Origin of the sequence: Rouxiella chamberiensis (assembly GCF_026967475.1) — a bacterium.
Classification (GTDB): domain Bacteria; phylum Pseudomonadota; class Gammaproteobacteria; order Enterobacterales; family Enterobacteriaceae; genus Rouxiella; species Rouxiella chamberiensis.
This window is the reverse complement of sequence record NZ_CP114058.1, coordinates 2233633-2249190: the sequence shown is the minus strand read 5'-3', so window position 1 is coordinate 2249190 and position 15558 is coordinate 2233633. Positions and strand designations below refer to the sequence as shown.

Genomic DNA, 15558 nt, shown 5'->3' with positions numbered 1-15558 from the left:
GCACCCAGTATCAACATCCGCATATGAAAAAGCCCGAGTGACAAGCTCGGGCTTTTTGTTTTTGCAACGCGTTCGGCAGCTTACGCATCAAGCCGGTAGCTGATTCTCCGCAAAGTCTTCCAGCAGGCCGTCGATATATTTCAGACGCTCGGGCCTATCGGTGAGTTCAAGCATAAACTTCAGCTTGCTCGGGCCATCCAGGCGATACACCTGCGGCTGCTTTTGCAGCAGACCAATCAGATAGCTTGGGTTGACGCGATTCTTCTCGCCGAACTCGATAAAGCCGCCGCGATCGTTGCCTTCAATGCGCTTGATACCGAGTCCCTTGGCTTTCAGGCGCAGCACGGCGATGCTCAGCAGATTGCGCGCGCCGTCGGGCAGCGTTCCGAAACGGTCAATCAGCTCGACGCGCAGTTCATCGACTTCCTGCGTGGTGCGGGCGCTGGCGATACGCTTGTACAGCGACAGACGGGTGTTGACGTCGGGAATAAACTCCTCCGGCAACAGCGCAGGCATGCGCATTTCGACTTCGGTCTGACTGGTGGTGAGGTCTTCAAGTGACGGCTCGCGGCCTTCTTTCAGCGCTTCCACCGCATTTTCAAGCAGTTCCATATACAGCGAGAAGCCAACGGTGGTCATCTGGCCGCTCTGGCCTTCGCCCAGCAACTCGCCCGCGCCGCGAATTTCAAGGTCATGGGTCGCGAGCGCAAAACCTGCGCCGAGGTCTTCGAGCGAGGCGATGGCTTCCAGTCGCTTGTGCGCATCGGCAGACATTGCCTTCGGATTCGGGGTCAGCAGATAGGCATAGGCCTGATGGTGCGAACGACCCACACGTCCACGCAACTGATGCAATTGCGCCAGCCCGAAGTGATCCGCCCGCTCGATGATAATGGTATTGGCGCTCGGAATATCGATACCGGTTTCGATAATGGTGGTACAGACCAGCACGTTGAAACGCTGATGGTGGAAATCGTTCATTACCCGCTCGAGGTCACGTTCGCGCATCTGGCCGTGGCCGATGGCAATGCGCGCCTCGGGCACCAGTTCGGCGAGGCGCTGGGCGGCCTTGTCGATATTGGCGACGTCATTGTACAGGTAGTAAACCTGTCCGCCGCGCAGCACTTCACGCAGAATGGCTTCGCGTACCACCAGACTGTCGTACTCGCGCACAAAGGTTTTAACAGCCAGACGGCGCGCCGGTGGCGTGGCGATAATCGACAGGTCGCGCATGCCGCTCATCGCCATATTCAGAGTACGCGGGATAGGCGTCGCGGTCAGGGTCAGGATGTCGACGTCGGCGCGCATCGCCTTGATCCGCTCCTTGTGACGCACGCCAAACCGGTGCTCTTCGTCGACGATCAACAGGCCGAGATCCTTCCAGCGCAGGTCGCTTTGCAGCAGTTTGTGCGTGCCGATAATAATATCGACCTTGCCTTCGATGGCTTCTTCCAGCACACCCTGCTGCTCTTTGGCGCTGCGAAAGCGCGACATCATCTCGATACGAATCGGCCAGTTGGCGAAGCGATCGCGGAAGTTGTCGAAGTGCTGCTGCGCGAGGAGGGTCGTCGGCACCAGCACCGCCACCTGCTTGTTGTTGGAGACGGCAAGGAATGCGGCGCGCATGGCGACTTCGGTTTTGCCAAAGCCCACGTCGCCGCACACCAGGCGGTCCATCGCCAGCGGCTGCGTCATGTCGGTCAGCACCGCATTGATAGCCTGCGACTGGTCCGGCGTAGTTTCAAACGGGAAGGTCTGGCAGAACAGCTGATACTGCTCTTTGTCGTGCTTGAAGGCGTAACCGGCCTTGGCTTCGCGCTGGGCGTAGATATCCAGCAGTTCGGCGGCGACATCGCGGACTTTTTCGGCTGCTTTCTGCCGGGCTCTGGACCAGGCTTCGCCGCCCAGTTTATGCAGCGGCGCGGTTTCATCGGCACCCCCGGCATAGCGGCTTATCAGATGCAGCGACGACACCGGCACATACAGTTTGTCTTCGCCCGCATAGGTCAGAATCAGGTATTCGGCCTTGATGCCGCCCGCCTCGAGCGTGGTGAGGCCCAGATAGCGCCCCACGCCGTGCTCGAGGTGCACCACCGGTTGACCGGGGCGAAGCTCTGCCAGATTGCGGATAAGCGTATCGGTGTTGATGGCCCGCCGCGTATCCTGCCGACGGCGCGCCACGCGCTCGCCCAGCATGTCGCTTTCACAAATCAGCGCCAGCTGTCTCTGGTTGTCGAGAAAGCCTTTCTCGCAGGCCCCAATCATGATGTAGCGGCCCGGCGCCTCGGCGTCTTCGATACGGGTGATGAGGGTAGGGTTGAGCTTAATGCGACCCAGCAAATCCTGTAGCGTTTCGCGGCGACCTTCGCTTTCGACCGAGAATACGATACTGCCTGTGAAGGATTCGTTGAAACGGCGCACGTTGTCCATCGGCGTCTTGTTTTGCGGCACGACGGAGAGGTCGGGCAGCGGCTGATAATCGAGATTGGTGTTGGCGCTTTTATCGGGCAGCACGTCGGTTTTCAGCTGAATGCGCGGCCATTGCTTGAGTTCGGCGAAAAGGCTGTCGACTTTCAGCCACAGCAGGTCCGGCTCCACCAGCGGGCGCATCGGGTCGACGCGGCGGTTTTCGTAACGCTGCACCACATCCTGCCAGAAACGCTCGGCAGACTGCTCGAGAGATCCGGTATTCAGCACCAGCGTATTTTTTGGCAGATAGCTAAACAGGCTGCTCAGCGGCTGGCTGAAAAACAGCGGCTGCCAGTATTCAATACCGGCAGGAAAGGTGCCTTTGCTTACCTGCTGATAGAGATGTTCGGCATCGCGGCGCACCTCGAACTTCTCGCGGAACTGGCTGCGAAACAGCTCGATGGCGTTTTTATCGGTCGGGAATTCGTGCGCGGGCAGCAGGTTGATGGACTCGACTTCGCTCAGCGTGCGCTGGGTATCGACATCAAACAGGCGCAGGCTGTCTATCTCGTCATCAAAGAAGTCGATGCGGAACGGCTCGTCGCTGCCCATCGGATACAGGTCGAGCAGGGCGCCACGGGTAGCAAATTCGCCGTGTTCCATCACTTGATCGACACTGCGATACCCCGCCTGCTCCAGCTGCGATCGCAGTTTGTCGCGAGACAGGCGCTGGCCTTTTTTCATCACCAGCGCATGGCCGTGCAGAAACTCGTGCGGGCAGACGCGCTGCATCAATGTATTCACCGGCAAAATAATAATGCCGCGTTCCATCGTTGGCAGTTGATAAAGGCTCGACAGACGGGTTGAAATTATTTCCTGATGCGGAGAAAAACTGTCGTAGGGCAGCGTTTCCCAATCCGAGAGGCTGATGACTTTGTGTTCGGTAAACTGCTGGATTTCATCGCGCAGCCGCAGGGCGTTTTGCATATCCGGCGCGACAAGCATCACCGGACCCGCGTGACGTTCACTGATTTGTGCGCATTCCAGTGCGCAGGCCGATCCGGTGAGTTGTCCGAGCTGACGTGTGTCGCCCGCACGTTCTGGCAGTGAGTAACGCAGGTCTTTAGGTATTTTTTGAAGCATAAGCAGTTTCACTATCTCTCTTGTCGGCGGGTAAGGGCCGGATTTATAAACCGTATCTTGCGACGGGGTTTACTATCAGGTCAATCCGATTTGTACACGACTCTACATAAATAAAAGCCGTCGAGTTACACCGTTAATGGTTCCATAAAGCGGAGGTAGCCTTTATTATCGTTGATCACTTTGCATTGAGCTACTGCACATAACGGATTTCATGTATCAACCTGTCGCGCTATTTATCGGCCTGCGTTATATGCGCGGGCGAGCTTCGGACCGCTTTGGGCGGTTTGTTTCCTGGCTATCCACCATTGGCATTACCCTTGGGGTAATGGCGCTGGTCACCGTGCTGTCGGTGATGAACGGTTTTGAGAAAGATCTCGAAGGCAATATTTTGGGATTGATGCCTCAAGCTTACCTCACCACAGCGCAGGGATCGCTTAATCCTCAACAAGTTACCCATGACGACGCCATGAAGTTGCAGGGCGTACGCCGTGCCGTGCCGTTCACCACCGGTGACGTGGTACTGCAAAGCCCGGCGAGCGTGGCGGTGGGCGTGATGCTCGGGGTTGATCCCGGGCAGCTCGATCAACTCTCCAGCACGCTGGTGGGCGTCAGTCAGCAGGTGCTGCAACCGAATAAATATCAGGTGATTCTGGGCGACCAGCTCGCCCAGCAGCTGAAGGTCAAGCGTGGCGACACCCTGCGTCTGATGGTGACAAGCGTCAGTCAGTTTACGCCGATGGGCCGCATTCCGAGCCAGCGCCTCTTCACCGTGGCGGGCACCTTTGCGGCCAACAGTGAAGTCGACGGCTACGAAATGCTGGTCAATGTGCAGGACGCCTCGCGCATGATGCTCTATCCACAGGGCAACGTCACCGGCTGGCGGCTGTATCTGAACAATCCGCTGGACGTCGATACCCTCGCGACGCAGGCGCTGCCGAAAGGCACGCAGTGGAAAGACTGGCGCGAGCGTCGCGGCGAACTGTTCCAGGCCGTGCGCATGGAGAAAAACATGATGGGGCTGCTGCTGAGCCTGATCGTTGCCGTCGCTGCGTTCAACATCATCACCTCGCTGGGTCTGCTGGTCATGGAGAAACAGGGCGAGGTCGCGATTCTCAAAACCCAGGGCCTGACGCGCCGCCAGATCATGGCTATTTTCATGGTGCAGGGCGCGAGTGCGGGCGTGATTGGCGCACTGCTGGGCGCGCTGCTGGGCGTGTTGCTTGCCACCCAGTTGAATACCATTATGCCGGCGATTGGCGTGATGCTCGACGGCGCGTCGCTGCCTGTCGACATCGAGCCGCTGCAAGTCGTGGTTATCGCGCTGGTCGCGATGGCCATCGCGTTACTGTCTACGTTCTACCCTTCATGGCGCGCCGCCGCCGCCCAACCCGCAGAGGCTTTACGTTATGAATGATTCCTTGTTGTTGCAGTGCGAAAACCTCTGCAAGACCTATCAGGAAGGCAAACTGAATACCGACGTGCTGCGTGACGTCTCCTTTGCCATCCAGCCGGGCGAGATGATGGCCATCGTCGGCAGTTCCGGCTCCGGTAAAAGTACCTTGCTGCACCTGTTGGGCGGGCTGGATTCCCCGACGTCGGGCGAAGTGATTTTCAAAGGCCAATCGCTGAATGCCATGTCATCGTCGGCCAAGGCCGAGTTGCGTAATCGTCAGTTGGGCTTTATCTATCAGTTTCACCACCTGCTGCCGGACTTCACCGCGCTTGAAAACGTGGCAATGCCGCTATTGATAGGCAGAAACAAGGCATCCGAAGTGCAGGACCGCGCGCGCGAAATGCTGGCTGCCGTAGGGCTTGAGCATCGCAGCAAACATCGACCTTCCGAGCTGTCGGGCGGCGAACGTCAGCGTGTGGCGATTGCCCGCGCGCTGGTAAACAACCCGGCGCTGGTGCTGGCCGATGAACCGACCGGCAACCTCGACCAGAAAAACGCCGACAGCATTTTCGAGCTGCTCGGCGAGTTGAACGTGCGTCAGGGCACGGCGTTTCTGGTGGTGACTCACGATTTGCATCTGGCCAATCGCCTGAGCCGCCAGCTTGAAATGCGCGACGGCAAGTTGCAGACCGACTCTACCCTGCTGGGGGCGCGTTGATGTCAGCCATGCCATTCTCTCTTCTTATCGGCCTGCGCTTTAGCCGTGGCCGACGCGGCGGCGGCATGGTGTCGCTGATTTCCGTGATTTCGACGCTGGGTATTGCGCTCGGCGTTGCGGTACTGATTGTCGGCCTGAGCGCGATGAACGGCTTTGAGCGCGAGCTGAAAGACCGCGTGCTGGCCGTAGTGCCTCATGGTCAGATTAGCCCTGTCAATCAACCGTTCAACGGCTGGCAGGGGGTTATCGATCGCGTCGAGAAGGTGCCGGGCATCGTTGCCGCTGCGCCGTATATCCAGTTTAGTGGTCTGGTTGAAAATGGTGCCAAGCTGCGCGCCCTGCAGGTCAAGGGCGTCTCTCCCGATCAGGAAGGGCGTATCAGCGCGGTGCCGCGGTTTGTGCAGGGTGATGCCTGGCAGAACTTCAAGGCCGGTGAACAGCAGATAATTCTGGGCAAGGGCGTCGCCGATGCGCTGAAACGTCAGGCAGGGCGGCTATGTCACCGTGATGATCCCGAACAGTGACCCTGAAATGAAACTGTTGCAGCCCAAAAGGATCCGCCTGCATGTCACCGGCATTCTGCAACTGAGCGGACAACTTGACCACAGCATGGCGCTGATTCCGCTGGCCGATGCGCAGCAGTATCAGGACATGGGCACCAGCATTACCGGAATCGACATCAAGGTTAACGATGTTTTTGCTGCCAACAAGCTGGTGCGTGATGCGGGAGAGGTCACAAAAGCCTACGTTTACATTAGCAGTTGGATAGGCACTTACGGTTATATGTATCGAGATATCCAGATGATCCGCGCCATTATGTATCTGGCGATGGTGCTGGTGATTGGCGTTGCCTGTTTTAATATCGTCTCGACCCTTGTCATGGCGGTAAAGGATAAAAGCAGCGATATCGCGGTGTTACGCACGCTGGGTGCCAAAGACGGTTTGATCCGCGCGGTATTTATCTGGTACGGGCTTATGGCCGGACTGGTCGGCAGCGTGTGCGGAGTGGTGATAGGCGTCATTGCGTCGTTACAATTGACGAATATCATTAATGCATTGCAGAAGCTGACGGGGCATAAATTCCTCTCCGGCGATATTTATTTCATCGATTTTTTACCTTCGGAACTGCATTGGATAGATGTGGCAAGCGTATTGGCGACGGCGTTGGTGTTGAGCCTTATCGCAAGCTGGTATCCGGCGCGTCGCGCCAGCCGTATCGACCCGGCCCGCGTATTGAGCGGGGGCAGTAATCGATTCCTATGACTACAGTCAGAGTAAGAATCACGACAAGGAGCGGTGAAAATGCGCACACACCATCGTCTGCGACGATTTCGCAAAAACAAGCGCATACGCCATCAGCGTTTTCGGTCGAATATCTTTCATCGCGACAGCATGGCGGCGGCTGAATTGAAACGACCTTACGTGGTGGTGCTCACCGGTGCCGGTATTTCGGCCGAGTCCGGGATCCGCACTTTCCGTGCGGCGGATGGACTCTGGGAGGAACATAAGGTCGAAGATGTCGCTACACCCGAAGGTTATCGCCGCGATCCCGAGCTGGTTCAGGCGTTTTACAATGCGCGTCGCCAGCAGTTGCAGGAAGACTCCATCAAGCCCAATGCCGCGCACCATGCGCTCGCCGTGCTTGAAGATGCCCTGGGCGACAATTTCCTGCTGGTGACGCAAAATATCGACAACCTTCACGAGCGTGCCGGCAGCTCTCGCGTGCTGCACATGCACGGCGAGCTGATGAAAGTGCGCTGTACCGTGTCGGGGCAGGTGTTTGACTGGACCACGGATCTGACGGTAAACGATCGTTGCCACTGCTGCCAGTTTCCGGCGCCACTGCGCCCGCACGTCGTGTGGTTCGGCGAAATGCCGGTTCGCATGGACGAAATCTACAGCGCCCTGGCCAAGGCGGATTTCTTTATCGCCATCGGCACGTCGGGACATGTCTATCCGGCCGCAGGATTTGTGCATGAAGCCCATATTCAGGGCGCGCATACCTTCGAGCTTAACCTGGAGCCGAGCCAGGTTGAAAGCCAGTTCGACGAGCGCATCTACGGCCTTGCCAGTACCGTGGTTCCCGAATTCGTTCACGCCTTTTTAAGTCGAAAGAGCGACGACTGGCGATAAGTCAGCGCGTCAGGGATTGCGCCTATGCATGACCTGACGCAACATCAATTAAATTCAAGCTGCGCATACTACCTTTCTGTTTCCTGAGGATGCCCGATTATGGACAAGTTGCTAGAACGCTTCCTTCATTATGTTTCCATCGATACCCAATCCAAACCCAACGCGAAAACCATTCCGAGCACGGAAGGGCAGCGTCGTTTTGCCGAGATTCTCCGCGACGAGCTGACCACGCTAGGGTTGAGTGACGTCACCATTACGCCAAAAGGCTGCGTGGTAGCGACGTTGCCCGCCAATGTAAGCTGGCCGGTGCCGACTGTCGGTTTTATCTCTCACCTCGACACGGCACCCGATTTTACGGGGCGCAATGTCAATCCGCAGATAGTCGAGAACTATCGCGGGGGCGATATTGCCCTCGGCGATGGCGAAGATTGCCTTTCTCCCGAGATGTTCCCCGTGCTGCACAGCATGCACGGTAAAACGTTGATCACCACGGATGGCAAAACGCTGCTGGGTGCCGATGACAAAGCCGGGATCGCGGAAATCGTCACCGCGATGGTGCGACTGAAAAACAGCGATGTTCCGCACGGCAAGGTGCGCATTGCCTTTTCTCCGGATGAAGAAATCGGCACAGGCGCGCAGTCGTTCGATGTCGAGCATTTTGCCGCCGACTGGGCGTATACGGTGGACGGCAGCGCCGTGGGTGAACTGGAGTTCGAAAACTTCAACGCGGCGTCGGCAACGGTCAATATTGTCGGGAATAATGTGCATCCGGGCAGTGCCAAAGGCGTGATGGTGAATGCGATGTCGCTGGCCACGCGTTTTCACGCCGCCTTACCCGCCGAGGAAACACCTGAAAATACAGAAGGTTATGAAGGTTTCTATCACCTGACCGGGATCAAGGGCAACGTTGAACGCACCGAGATGCACTACATTATTCGTGATTTCGACACGGCGGCATTCGAGGCGCGTAAACAAAAGATGCGCGACATTGCGCAGCAGTTGAGTCAGGGGTTGCATCGTGACTGGTTTCGGTCGAGGTGACGCTGAGCGATTCCTATTTCAACATGCGCGACAAGGTGGCCGAGCATCCGCATATCATTGCCATTGCCGAGCAGGCGATGAAAGATTGCGATATTACCCCGATAATCAAGCCGATTCGCGGCGGCACAGACGGTTCACAGCTGTCATTTCGTGGTTTGCCCTGCCCGAATATCTTTGCCGGTGGCTACAACTTCCACGGTAAACACGAGTTCATTACGCTTGAAGGAATGGAGAGCGCCGTGGCGGTAATCATGAAGATTGCGGAGCTGACCGCAGAGCGCGCAAAACGCTGAAAGAAGAGGCCTCCTTGTTCAGGGAGGCCTCGGACAACACGGGCTTAATCGTTAAAGTACCAGTAACCGTTGTTGATAAACGCACACAGCATGGCAAGGAAAGAGGGATCTTCCAGCGCGTCGCCGAGCATGTCGTGGGTGACAATCAGACTGCGGCTCAGCGCATCGGCGGCCTTGATATGCTCGGTTACCATAGGTTCACCGTTGACATAGCAGCGGTTGCCAACGTGGAGCACGCGCAGCCCGCCAAGACGTTGCAGCGTTTCACCCGACTCCAGCAGTTCATAGATTTCGCCCGGCTGATAAGGCGGCTCTGGTGGCGCGACATCAAGCTCGTGGCGCGACTGAGTGATGAATTCGCCGAACCAGCTGTTGAAGTGTTCCGGATTGCCGACCAGATCCAGCATCATGTTGCGCAGGCCGTCCAGCTCCTGCGGCTGTATTTCGGCAGGGTTTTCACGGGTTACCAACTCGGGGTCGGTGTAGCGCTTGCCACCAAGTTCACGCGAAAGCACATAGTCGGCAAAGCCGCTGACCATTTCACGAGAGCTGGGCGCGCGGAAGCCGACAGAATAATTCAGCGCATTTTCAAGCGAATAGCCTTCATGCGGGAAGCCGGGCGGAATATAGATAATGTCGCCGGGTTCCATCTCTTCGTCGATGATAGCGTCAAACGGCTCGACCTGAAGCAAATCAGGGTGCGGCGTGTGCTGTTTCATCGGGATTTTCTCGCCAACGCGCCAGCGGCGACGACCGGTACCCTGAATGATAAACACATCATACTGGTCGAGATGCGGACCCACGCCGCCGCCCGGTACCGAGAAGGAGATCATGAGATCATCCATACGCCAGTCGGGGATCTGGCGGAAAGGGCGCATCAGATGTGAAGACGGCTCATGCCAGTGATCCACGGCCTGAACCAGAATCGACCAGTTGTTCTCGCCGAGATGGTCATAGCTTTCGAAAGGCCCGTGGCTGACCTGCCAGCGACCCTTGTCATGACTTACAAGGCGGCTGTCTACCTCGTTTTCCATTGCGAGGCCCGCGAGTTCATCAGGGGAGATGGGATCGATGAAGTTTTTAAAGCCGCGTTTAAGCAGGACAGGACGCTTCTGCCAGTAACGCGCAAGGAAATCGTCCCAGTCTAAATCAAGTTGATAATCCATATTTTATTCCACGGATTGCTAATGTCTGACAGAGATTATAACGGAACATCAAGCCGCTGGCGCAGGCAATCTCCGCTCAATTCGTCGATAAGGCTCGCAGATTGGCGTAAAACTCAGGAGGGATCGCTGTCATATTGCTGACCAAAGCAGATACGCATGCTCGCGCCACCCAACTCGCTTTCGCCTATCAGGATTTTGCCGTCATATTGCTCGATGATTTCACTGGCGAGCGACAGCCCGAGGCCCTGACCCGGACGCAGCGTATCGGCGCGCTGACCCCGTTTGAAGATCATTTCACGCTGGTTTTCGGCAATGCCCGGTCCGTCGTCTTCGACCAGAATCACCAGCTCGTTTTCCGTATGCACCGCGCTGATTTCGACAAACTCCAGACAGTATTTGCAGGCATTGTCGATGACGTTGCCCATAATCTCCATAAAGTCGTTTTTTCGCCGATAAAGGTGATTTCGGGAGAGATATCCACGGTCAGCTCGACGCCCTTGCGCTGATAAACCTTGTTCAGGGCCGAGCAGAGGCCGTCGAGCAGCGCTGGAACAGAATGGATTTCGCGCACCAGAATCAGGTGCTCGGAGCGCAAGGTGGCGCGATGCAGATAGTAGCCAATCTGCTGTGAGATGCGGCTTATCTGTTCCAGCATTATGGGTTCGGCTTTCTCGATGGTCATCTGCTGGCTGTTGCGCATGGAGCGCAGTGTCGTCTGCAGCACCGCCAGCGGCGTTTTCAGGCTGTGCGTCAGGTCGGCAAGCGTGGTGCGATAACGGTCATAGCGGCCGCGGTTCGCTGCTTAACAGGATGTTGAGATTGCGCACCAGCCCGCGAAGTTCGAGCGGCGTGTGTTCGTCGAGCAACTCCCGCTCCCGGGTTTCAAGCTCGGCGACCTGTCCAATCAGTGCCTTGATAGGGCGCAGACTCCAGTAGGCCACCAGCCAGAGCAGGGGAACCACCAGCAGCAGGTTGGCCAGCAACACATAGCTGAACCATTCCCACACCAGATCAGAGTGTTGCAACTCCTGCGGAATACTGTCGATCACCACGATATTCAGCGCCGGAAGCCGCGAAGTGGCGGCGTAGGTATTCACCGCCACCGAGTGCGTCATGGCGGAAGCATTGTTGCCATCGTAATTCTTCAGTTGATCCTGCGCGCGGGGATTATTGCCGACCACCTCGCTCGACGTCAGCGTATCGGTGTCGAGGTCATAAAATCCGGCCTTGTTGAGCCATGACTTGCTGATTTGCGCCTCGAGATCGGGCACGCGCCGCTGCGCCCACAGCAGTTTGCCGTGGGTGTCATAGATAAACACCAGCGTCGGGAAATTCAGGTCCAGATCGGGCGGGACATTGATGGAGAGTTTGTTGTCGTGCCACTGTGCAAGGCTGAAAAACAGATTGCTTTCTCCGCGCAGCAGGCGATAGGCCGTTTTATCGAAGCTGACCATATACCCGACTACCGCCACCAGCCCGTAGGCCAGAGACAGCGCCAGCACAACGGCGGCGGTCGCCATCATGTAGCGCGATCGCAGTGAAAAAGGATTTTTACCCTTGCTGCGCATCGATTTCACGGCCGAATATCAAAGCGATAACCTTGACCGCGCACTGTAGTAATCACCTCTTGCGGATGTTCGACCTGCAACTTCTTGCGCAACCGGCCCATCAGCACATCAACGGTGTGACTTTCTCGCAGTTCGGCGTCGGGATAAAGTTGCAGCATCAGGCTGTCTTTGCTTACCACTTTTCCGGCGTTGCGGATAAGGGTTTCAATAATGGTGTATTCGAAGGCGGTAAGTTTGACCGGCTGGTTCGTTGACGGTAAGTTCACGCCGCGACAGGTCGATAACGAACGGCGGCAGGGCGATGACCTGCGAGGCCAGACCGCTGTTGCGGCGCATCAAGGCCTGCATCCGCGCGATCACTTCTTCGAGATGAAAGGGCTTGGTAACGTAATCGTCGGCACCGGCTTCAAGCACCGCGACCTTGTCTTGCCAGCTTTCGCGCGCGGTCAGTACCAGAATCGGCAGTTTGACCTGATGATTACGCCAGCGCTGGATCATGCTCAATCCGTCTTCACCCGGCAGGCCGAGGTCTACAATGGCGATATCAGGCGCATGCTCCTGCAAAAAATAGTCGGCCTCTTTGGCATCTTCGGCAGAATCTACCTGGTTTCCCATCTCGCGCAACTGCACGGACAGATGATGGCGCAACAGCGCATTATCTTCAACGACTAAAATTCGCATAATGTTCTCCGGTTTCGGCTGGGCTCATTATCATCGTTAAAAGATAAACCTGCTATCAACCAGCGGTGGGAAATTATAAACGAAATATAAACGAGAAAAGAAAGTCACGTGAGGTTATTTTTTTAGTGCGAGATGAGTGCGCCAATGTGTCGAGATTCTTGATAACGGGCAAGGTATAAAAGAAAAAGGGAGAAAACAGATGTTTTCTCTCCTCATGATTCAACAGAAAGCGGTCACTTACTTCAGTTCGTCAACCATAGTGGCGGCGCGACCGATGTAGTTCGCAGGTGTCATGGCTTTCAGGCGCACTTTCTCTTCTTCCGGCAGTTCGAGGCTGTCGATAAAGACTTTCATGCCTTCGGCGTCAACACGCTTGCCGCGGGTCAGCTCTTTCAGCTTCTCGTAAGGCTTCTCGATGCCGTAACGACGCATGACGGTCTGAATCGGCTCTGCCAGCACTTCCCAGTTGCGGTCCAGCTCGCCCACCAGATTGGCTTCGTTGACTTCCAGCTTGCTGATGCCTTTCATGGTTGCCTGATAGGCAATCAGCGCATAGCCCAGGCCCACGCCCAGATTACGCAGCACGGTGGAGTCGGTCAGGTCACGCTGCCAGCGGGAAACAGGCAGTTTGCTGGAGAGATGGTTCAGTACGGCGTTCGCCAGACCCAGATTGCCTTCGGAGTTTTCGAAGTCGATCGGGTTAACCTTGTGCGGCATGGTTGAAGAACCAATTTCACCAGCAATGGTTTTCTGCTTGAAGTGGTTCAGCGCGATGTAGCCCCAGATATCACGATCGAAGTCGATCAGGATAGTGTTGAAGCGCGCAACGCAGTCAAACAGCTCGGCAATGTAGTCGTGCGGCTCGATTTGGGTGGTGTACGGGTTCCAGGTAATTCCGAGCGAAGTCACAAACTCTTCGCTGAACTGGTGCCAGTCAACTTCAGGATAGGCCACGATGTGCGCATTGTAGTTGCCCACAGCGCCGTTGATTTTACCCAGAATTTCAACTTGTTGCAGCTGCCTGACCTGGCGGTCCATACGGTAGGCGACGTTGGCCAGCTCTTTACCGATGGTGGAAGGCGTGGCAGGTTGGCCGTGAGTACGGGACAACAGCGGGATATCGCGGTACTGGGCAGCCAGCGCCTTGATGGAATCCACGATGTTCAGCCAGTAGGGCAGCACCACATCCTGACGCGCAGTTTGCAGCATCAGCGCGTGCGACAGGTTGTTGATGTCTTCGGAGGTACAGGCGAAGTGGATGAACTCTGAAACGGCGTGCAGAGCCGGGATAGCGGCTACTTTTTCTTTCAGGAAATATTCCACGGCTTTCACGTCGTGGTTGGTGGTCTTCTCGATGTCTTTAATACGCTGAGCGTCTTTTTCATCGAAATTGGCCACTAACTGGTCAAGGAAAGCGTTTGCGTCGGCGTCAAAAGCAGGGACTTCTTTGATTTCTGCACAGGTGGCCAATTTTTGCAGCCAACGTACTTCAACCTGCACGCGGAATTTCAGCAAACCAAATTCGCTGAAAATAGTGCGCAGCGCGCTGACTTTGTCACCGTAGCGTCCGTCAACGGGGGAAACGGCTGTCAGTGAGGATAATTCCATCGGTAGCAACTCCAGGATCTTATTAACAGTAAAATTTCATACCTGTCTGGCGACGGGTATCACAAATCTGATTTTCAGCAACGGGCGAGAATGCTTTTCGCCTGTTCGAACAATCGGTTACGGGAAAACATCAGCTGTAGGCGGCCACCGCCTACCTGCTGCCACAACACTGCTGCGCGAATGCCTGCAAGCAGCAAGGCCCGAACTTTGGCCTGAATCTGTGGGTTCTGCAAAATGGCTGGCGAACCAACCACCTGAATTCTTGGGCCTGCCGGACTCACGATGTCGACATAAATCGAGGCCAGCGAACTTATCATCTGCTCGGACTCAAGCTCGAAGTGCGCCAACTGGCGGTCGAGCTGGTCGATGCGCTGCCCGAGCTGGTCCATCGACGACTTTTTGGCGTGGAGTTTGCGCTCCAGCACCATCAGACTCAGCGTATAACGCGTGAGCTCGGCCCCGAGTCCCTGACGATTGGCATTCAATACGCCCATCAGCGTTTCAAGGCCCATCTTCAGATTGGCTTCGTTATTGCCAAATACCGCAAGCGTAGACGCCGGATTCATCTCGAGCAGGCTGCGCAGTGAAACGGTCATCCCTTCGCGATCGCACGTCCCTTCGTGGGCCAATTGCTGAACTAGACGCGCAGTCTGGCACATACCCGCCAGCGCTAGCGTAATGTCATAATAATTTTTGGCCACGGTTACTCCTGTAAGCGTTGTTTGACGGCAACGTTCTGCGACTCTTTTTGCGGGGTGCCACTAATGGCGACAGATCATGCCACAAAACGGCGGCTAAACACAGCGCCGAAAAGCAGGGAATGTGGCGGCGATGCCGATAAAATGGAACAGATAGCCTAAACTTGGCCCTAATCGAGTTATTTACCGCTGGACTCTCGTGAAAACGGGCGCATAAATGGCCTTCGAGGGTTGGCAAAAAGAGAGGTGAGATGAAGACGTTAGCAAAGTTCGCCGCCGGATCCGCCGCCGTGTTGTTGTCACTCGGCGCACAGGCTGCTACGCCCGGCAAAGCCATCGATCAAAAAATCGAGCAGTGTTCGCAGAAGGCCATGTCCACACTTGATTCCGAAAGCTGTTTACAGCAAGGCTATGCCGAATGGGACAAAGAGTTGAATGTACAGTATCAGGCATTGCTGAAAGGGCAGGCGGCTGGGGTTAAAAAAGCATTGTGCAGTCGCAGCGGGACTGGCTGACCTACCAGAAATCGTATTTTACCGCACTGGACAACTTTTATCGTCAGCAGCAGGGAACCGTTTGGGGGCTGGTGGATGCGCAGGCCAAACTGGATTTCATCCGTAACAAGGCCATCGAGCTGAATATACTCCGGGGCAGTCTGGATGTGAGCGGCGGAAACGGCTGATTCGCGTTCGAGAAGAGCGCGCAGAAAG

The 15558-nt window shown here is 56.2% G+C and carries 9 protein-coding genes and 4 pseudogenes; 7 read left to right on the top strand and 6 right to left on the bottom strand.

The features are described 5' to 3' along the window. Nucleotides 1–87 precede the first annotated feature (87 nt). The gene (gene mfd, locus O1V66_RS10415) at nucleotides 88–3549 is read right to left on the bottom strand and encodes a transcription-repair coupling factor (protein ID WP_414058461.1); all 3462 of its coding nucleotides are present in this window, start codon (nucleotides 3547–3549) and stop codon (nucleotides 88–90) included. Between the two features lie 211 nt (nucleotides 3550–3760). Between mfd and lolC the strand changes: the two genes are divergently transcribed. The 5 genes and pseudogenes from lolC to pepT all read left to right on the top strand — a co-directional run bounded on the left by lolC (nucleotide 3761) and on the right by pepT (nucleotide 9127). Continuing rightward, nucleotides 3761–4963, top strand: a complete 1203-nt coding sequence (gene lolC / locus O1V66_RS10410; protein WP_045046485.1) for a lipoprotein-releasing ABC transporter permease subunit LolC — start codon at nucleotides 3761–3763, stop codon at nucleotides 4961–4963. Beyond that, complete coding sequence (lolD, locus tag O1V66_RS10405; RefSeq protein WP_045046486.1) at nucleotides 4956–5660, top strand: lipoprotein-releasing ABC transporter ATP-binding protein LolD; 705 nt, start codon at nucleotides 4956–4958, stop codon at nucleotides 5658–5660. Before lolC ends, lolD begins: the two co-directional genes overlap by 8 nt. A gap of 8 nt (nucleotides 5661–5668) precedes the next feature. Beyond that, a pseudogene (gene lolE / locus O1V66_RS10400) lies at nucleotides 5669–6923 on the top strand (lipoprotein-releasing ABC transporter permease subunit LolE). A gap of 39 nt (nucleotides 6924–6962) precedes the next feature. Continuing rightward, complete coding sequence (gene cobB / locus O1V66_RS10395) at nucleotides 6963–7793, top strand: Sir2 family NAD+-dependent deacetylase (protein WP_045046488.1); 831 nt, start codon at nucleotides 6963–6965, stop codon at nucleotides 7791–7793. 99 nt (nucleotides 7794–7892) lie between these two features. Further along, nucleotides 7893–9127 (top strand): annotated as a pseudogene (pepT, locus tag O1V66_RS10390) (peptidase T). A 44-nt stretch (nucleotides 9128–9171) separates the two neighbouring features. On the opposite strand, the gene O1V66_RS10385 reads toward pepT, so the two are convergent. From O1V66_RS10385 to hflD, 5 genes and pseudogenes are all read right to left on the bottom strand, one after another. Beyond that, nucleotides 9172–10293 (bottom strand): ribosomal protein uL16 3-hydroxylase, encoded by a 1122-nt coding sequence (locus O1V66_RS10385; RefSeq protein ID WP_045046490.1) that lies wholly within the window; start codon nucleotides 10291–10293, stop codon nucleotides 9172–9174. Nucleotides 10294–10406: 113 nt separating this feature from the next. After that, nucleotides 10407–11861 (bottom strand): annotated as a pseudogene (gene phoQ, locus O1V66_RS10380) (two-component system sensor histidine kinase PhoQ). A 5-nt stretch (nucleotides 11862–11866) separates the two neighbouring features. Further along, nucleotides 11867–12542: pseudogene (phoP, locus tag O1V66_RS10375) on the bottom strand (two-component system response regulator PhoP). 237 nt (nucleotides 12543–12779) lie between these two features. Further along, the gene (purB, locus tag O1V66_RS10370; protein ID WP_045046493.1) at nucleotides 12780–14150 is read right to left on the bottom strand and encodes an adenylosuccinate lyase; all 1371 of its coding nucleotides are present in this window, start codon (nucleotides 14148–14150) and stop codon (nucleotides 12780–12782) included. A gap of 74 nt (nucleotides 14151–14224) precedes the next feature. Next, a complete protein-coding gene (gene hflD / locus O1V66_RS10365) occupies nucleotides 14225–14851 on the bottom strand; it encodes a high frequency lysogenization protein HflD (protein WP_045046494.1) in 627 nt (208 codons plus the stop codon). 248 nt (nucleotides 14852–15099) lie between these two features. On the opposite strand from hflD, the gene O1V66_RS10360 reads away from it, so the two are divergent. After that, nucleotides 15100–15363: a lysozyme inhibitor LprI family protein gene (locus O1V66_RS10360; protein ID WP_269128304.1), complete on the top strand. Its 264-nt coding sequence runs from the start codon at nucleotides 15100–15102 to the stop codon at nucleotides 15361–15363. Next, nucleotides 15339–15530 carry a hypothetical protein gene (locus O1V66_RS10355; RefSeq protein WP_269128303.1) on the top strand — a complete coding sequence of 64 codons (192 nt, stop codon included), beginning with the start codon at nucleotides 15339–15341 and terminating at the stop codon, nucleotides 15528–15530. Before O1V66_RS10360 ends, O1V66_RS10355 begins: the two co-directional genes overlap by 25 nt. The last annotated feature ends 28 nt before the right edge of the window (nucleotides 15531–15558 follow it).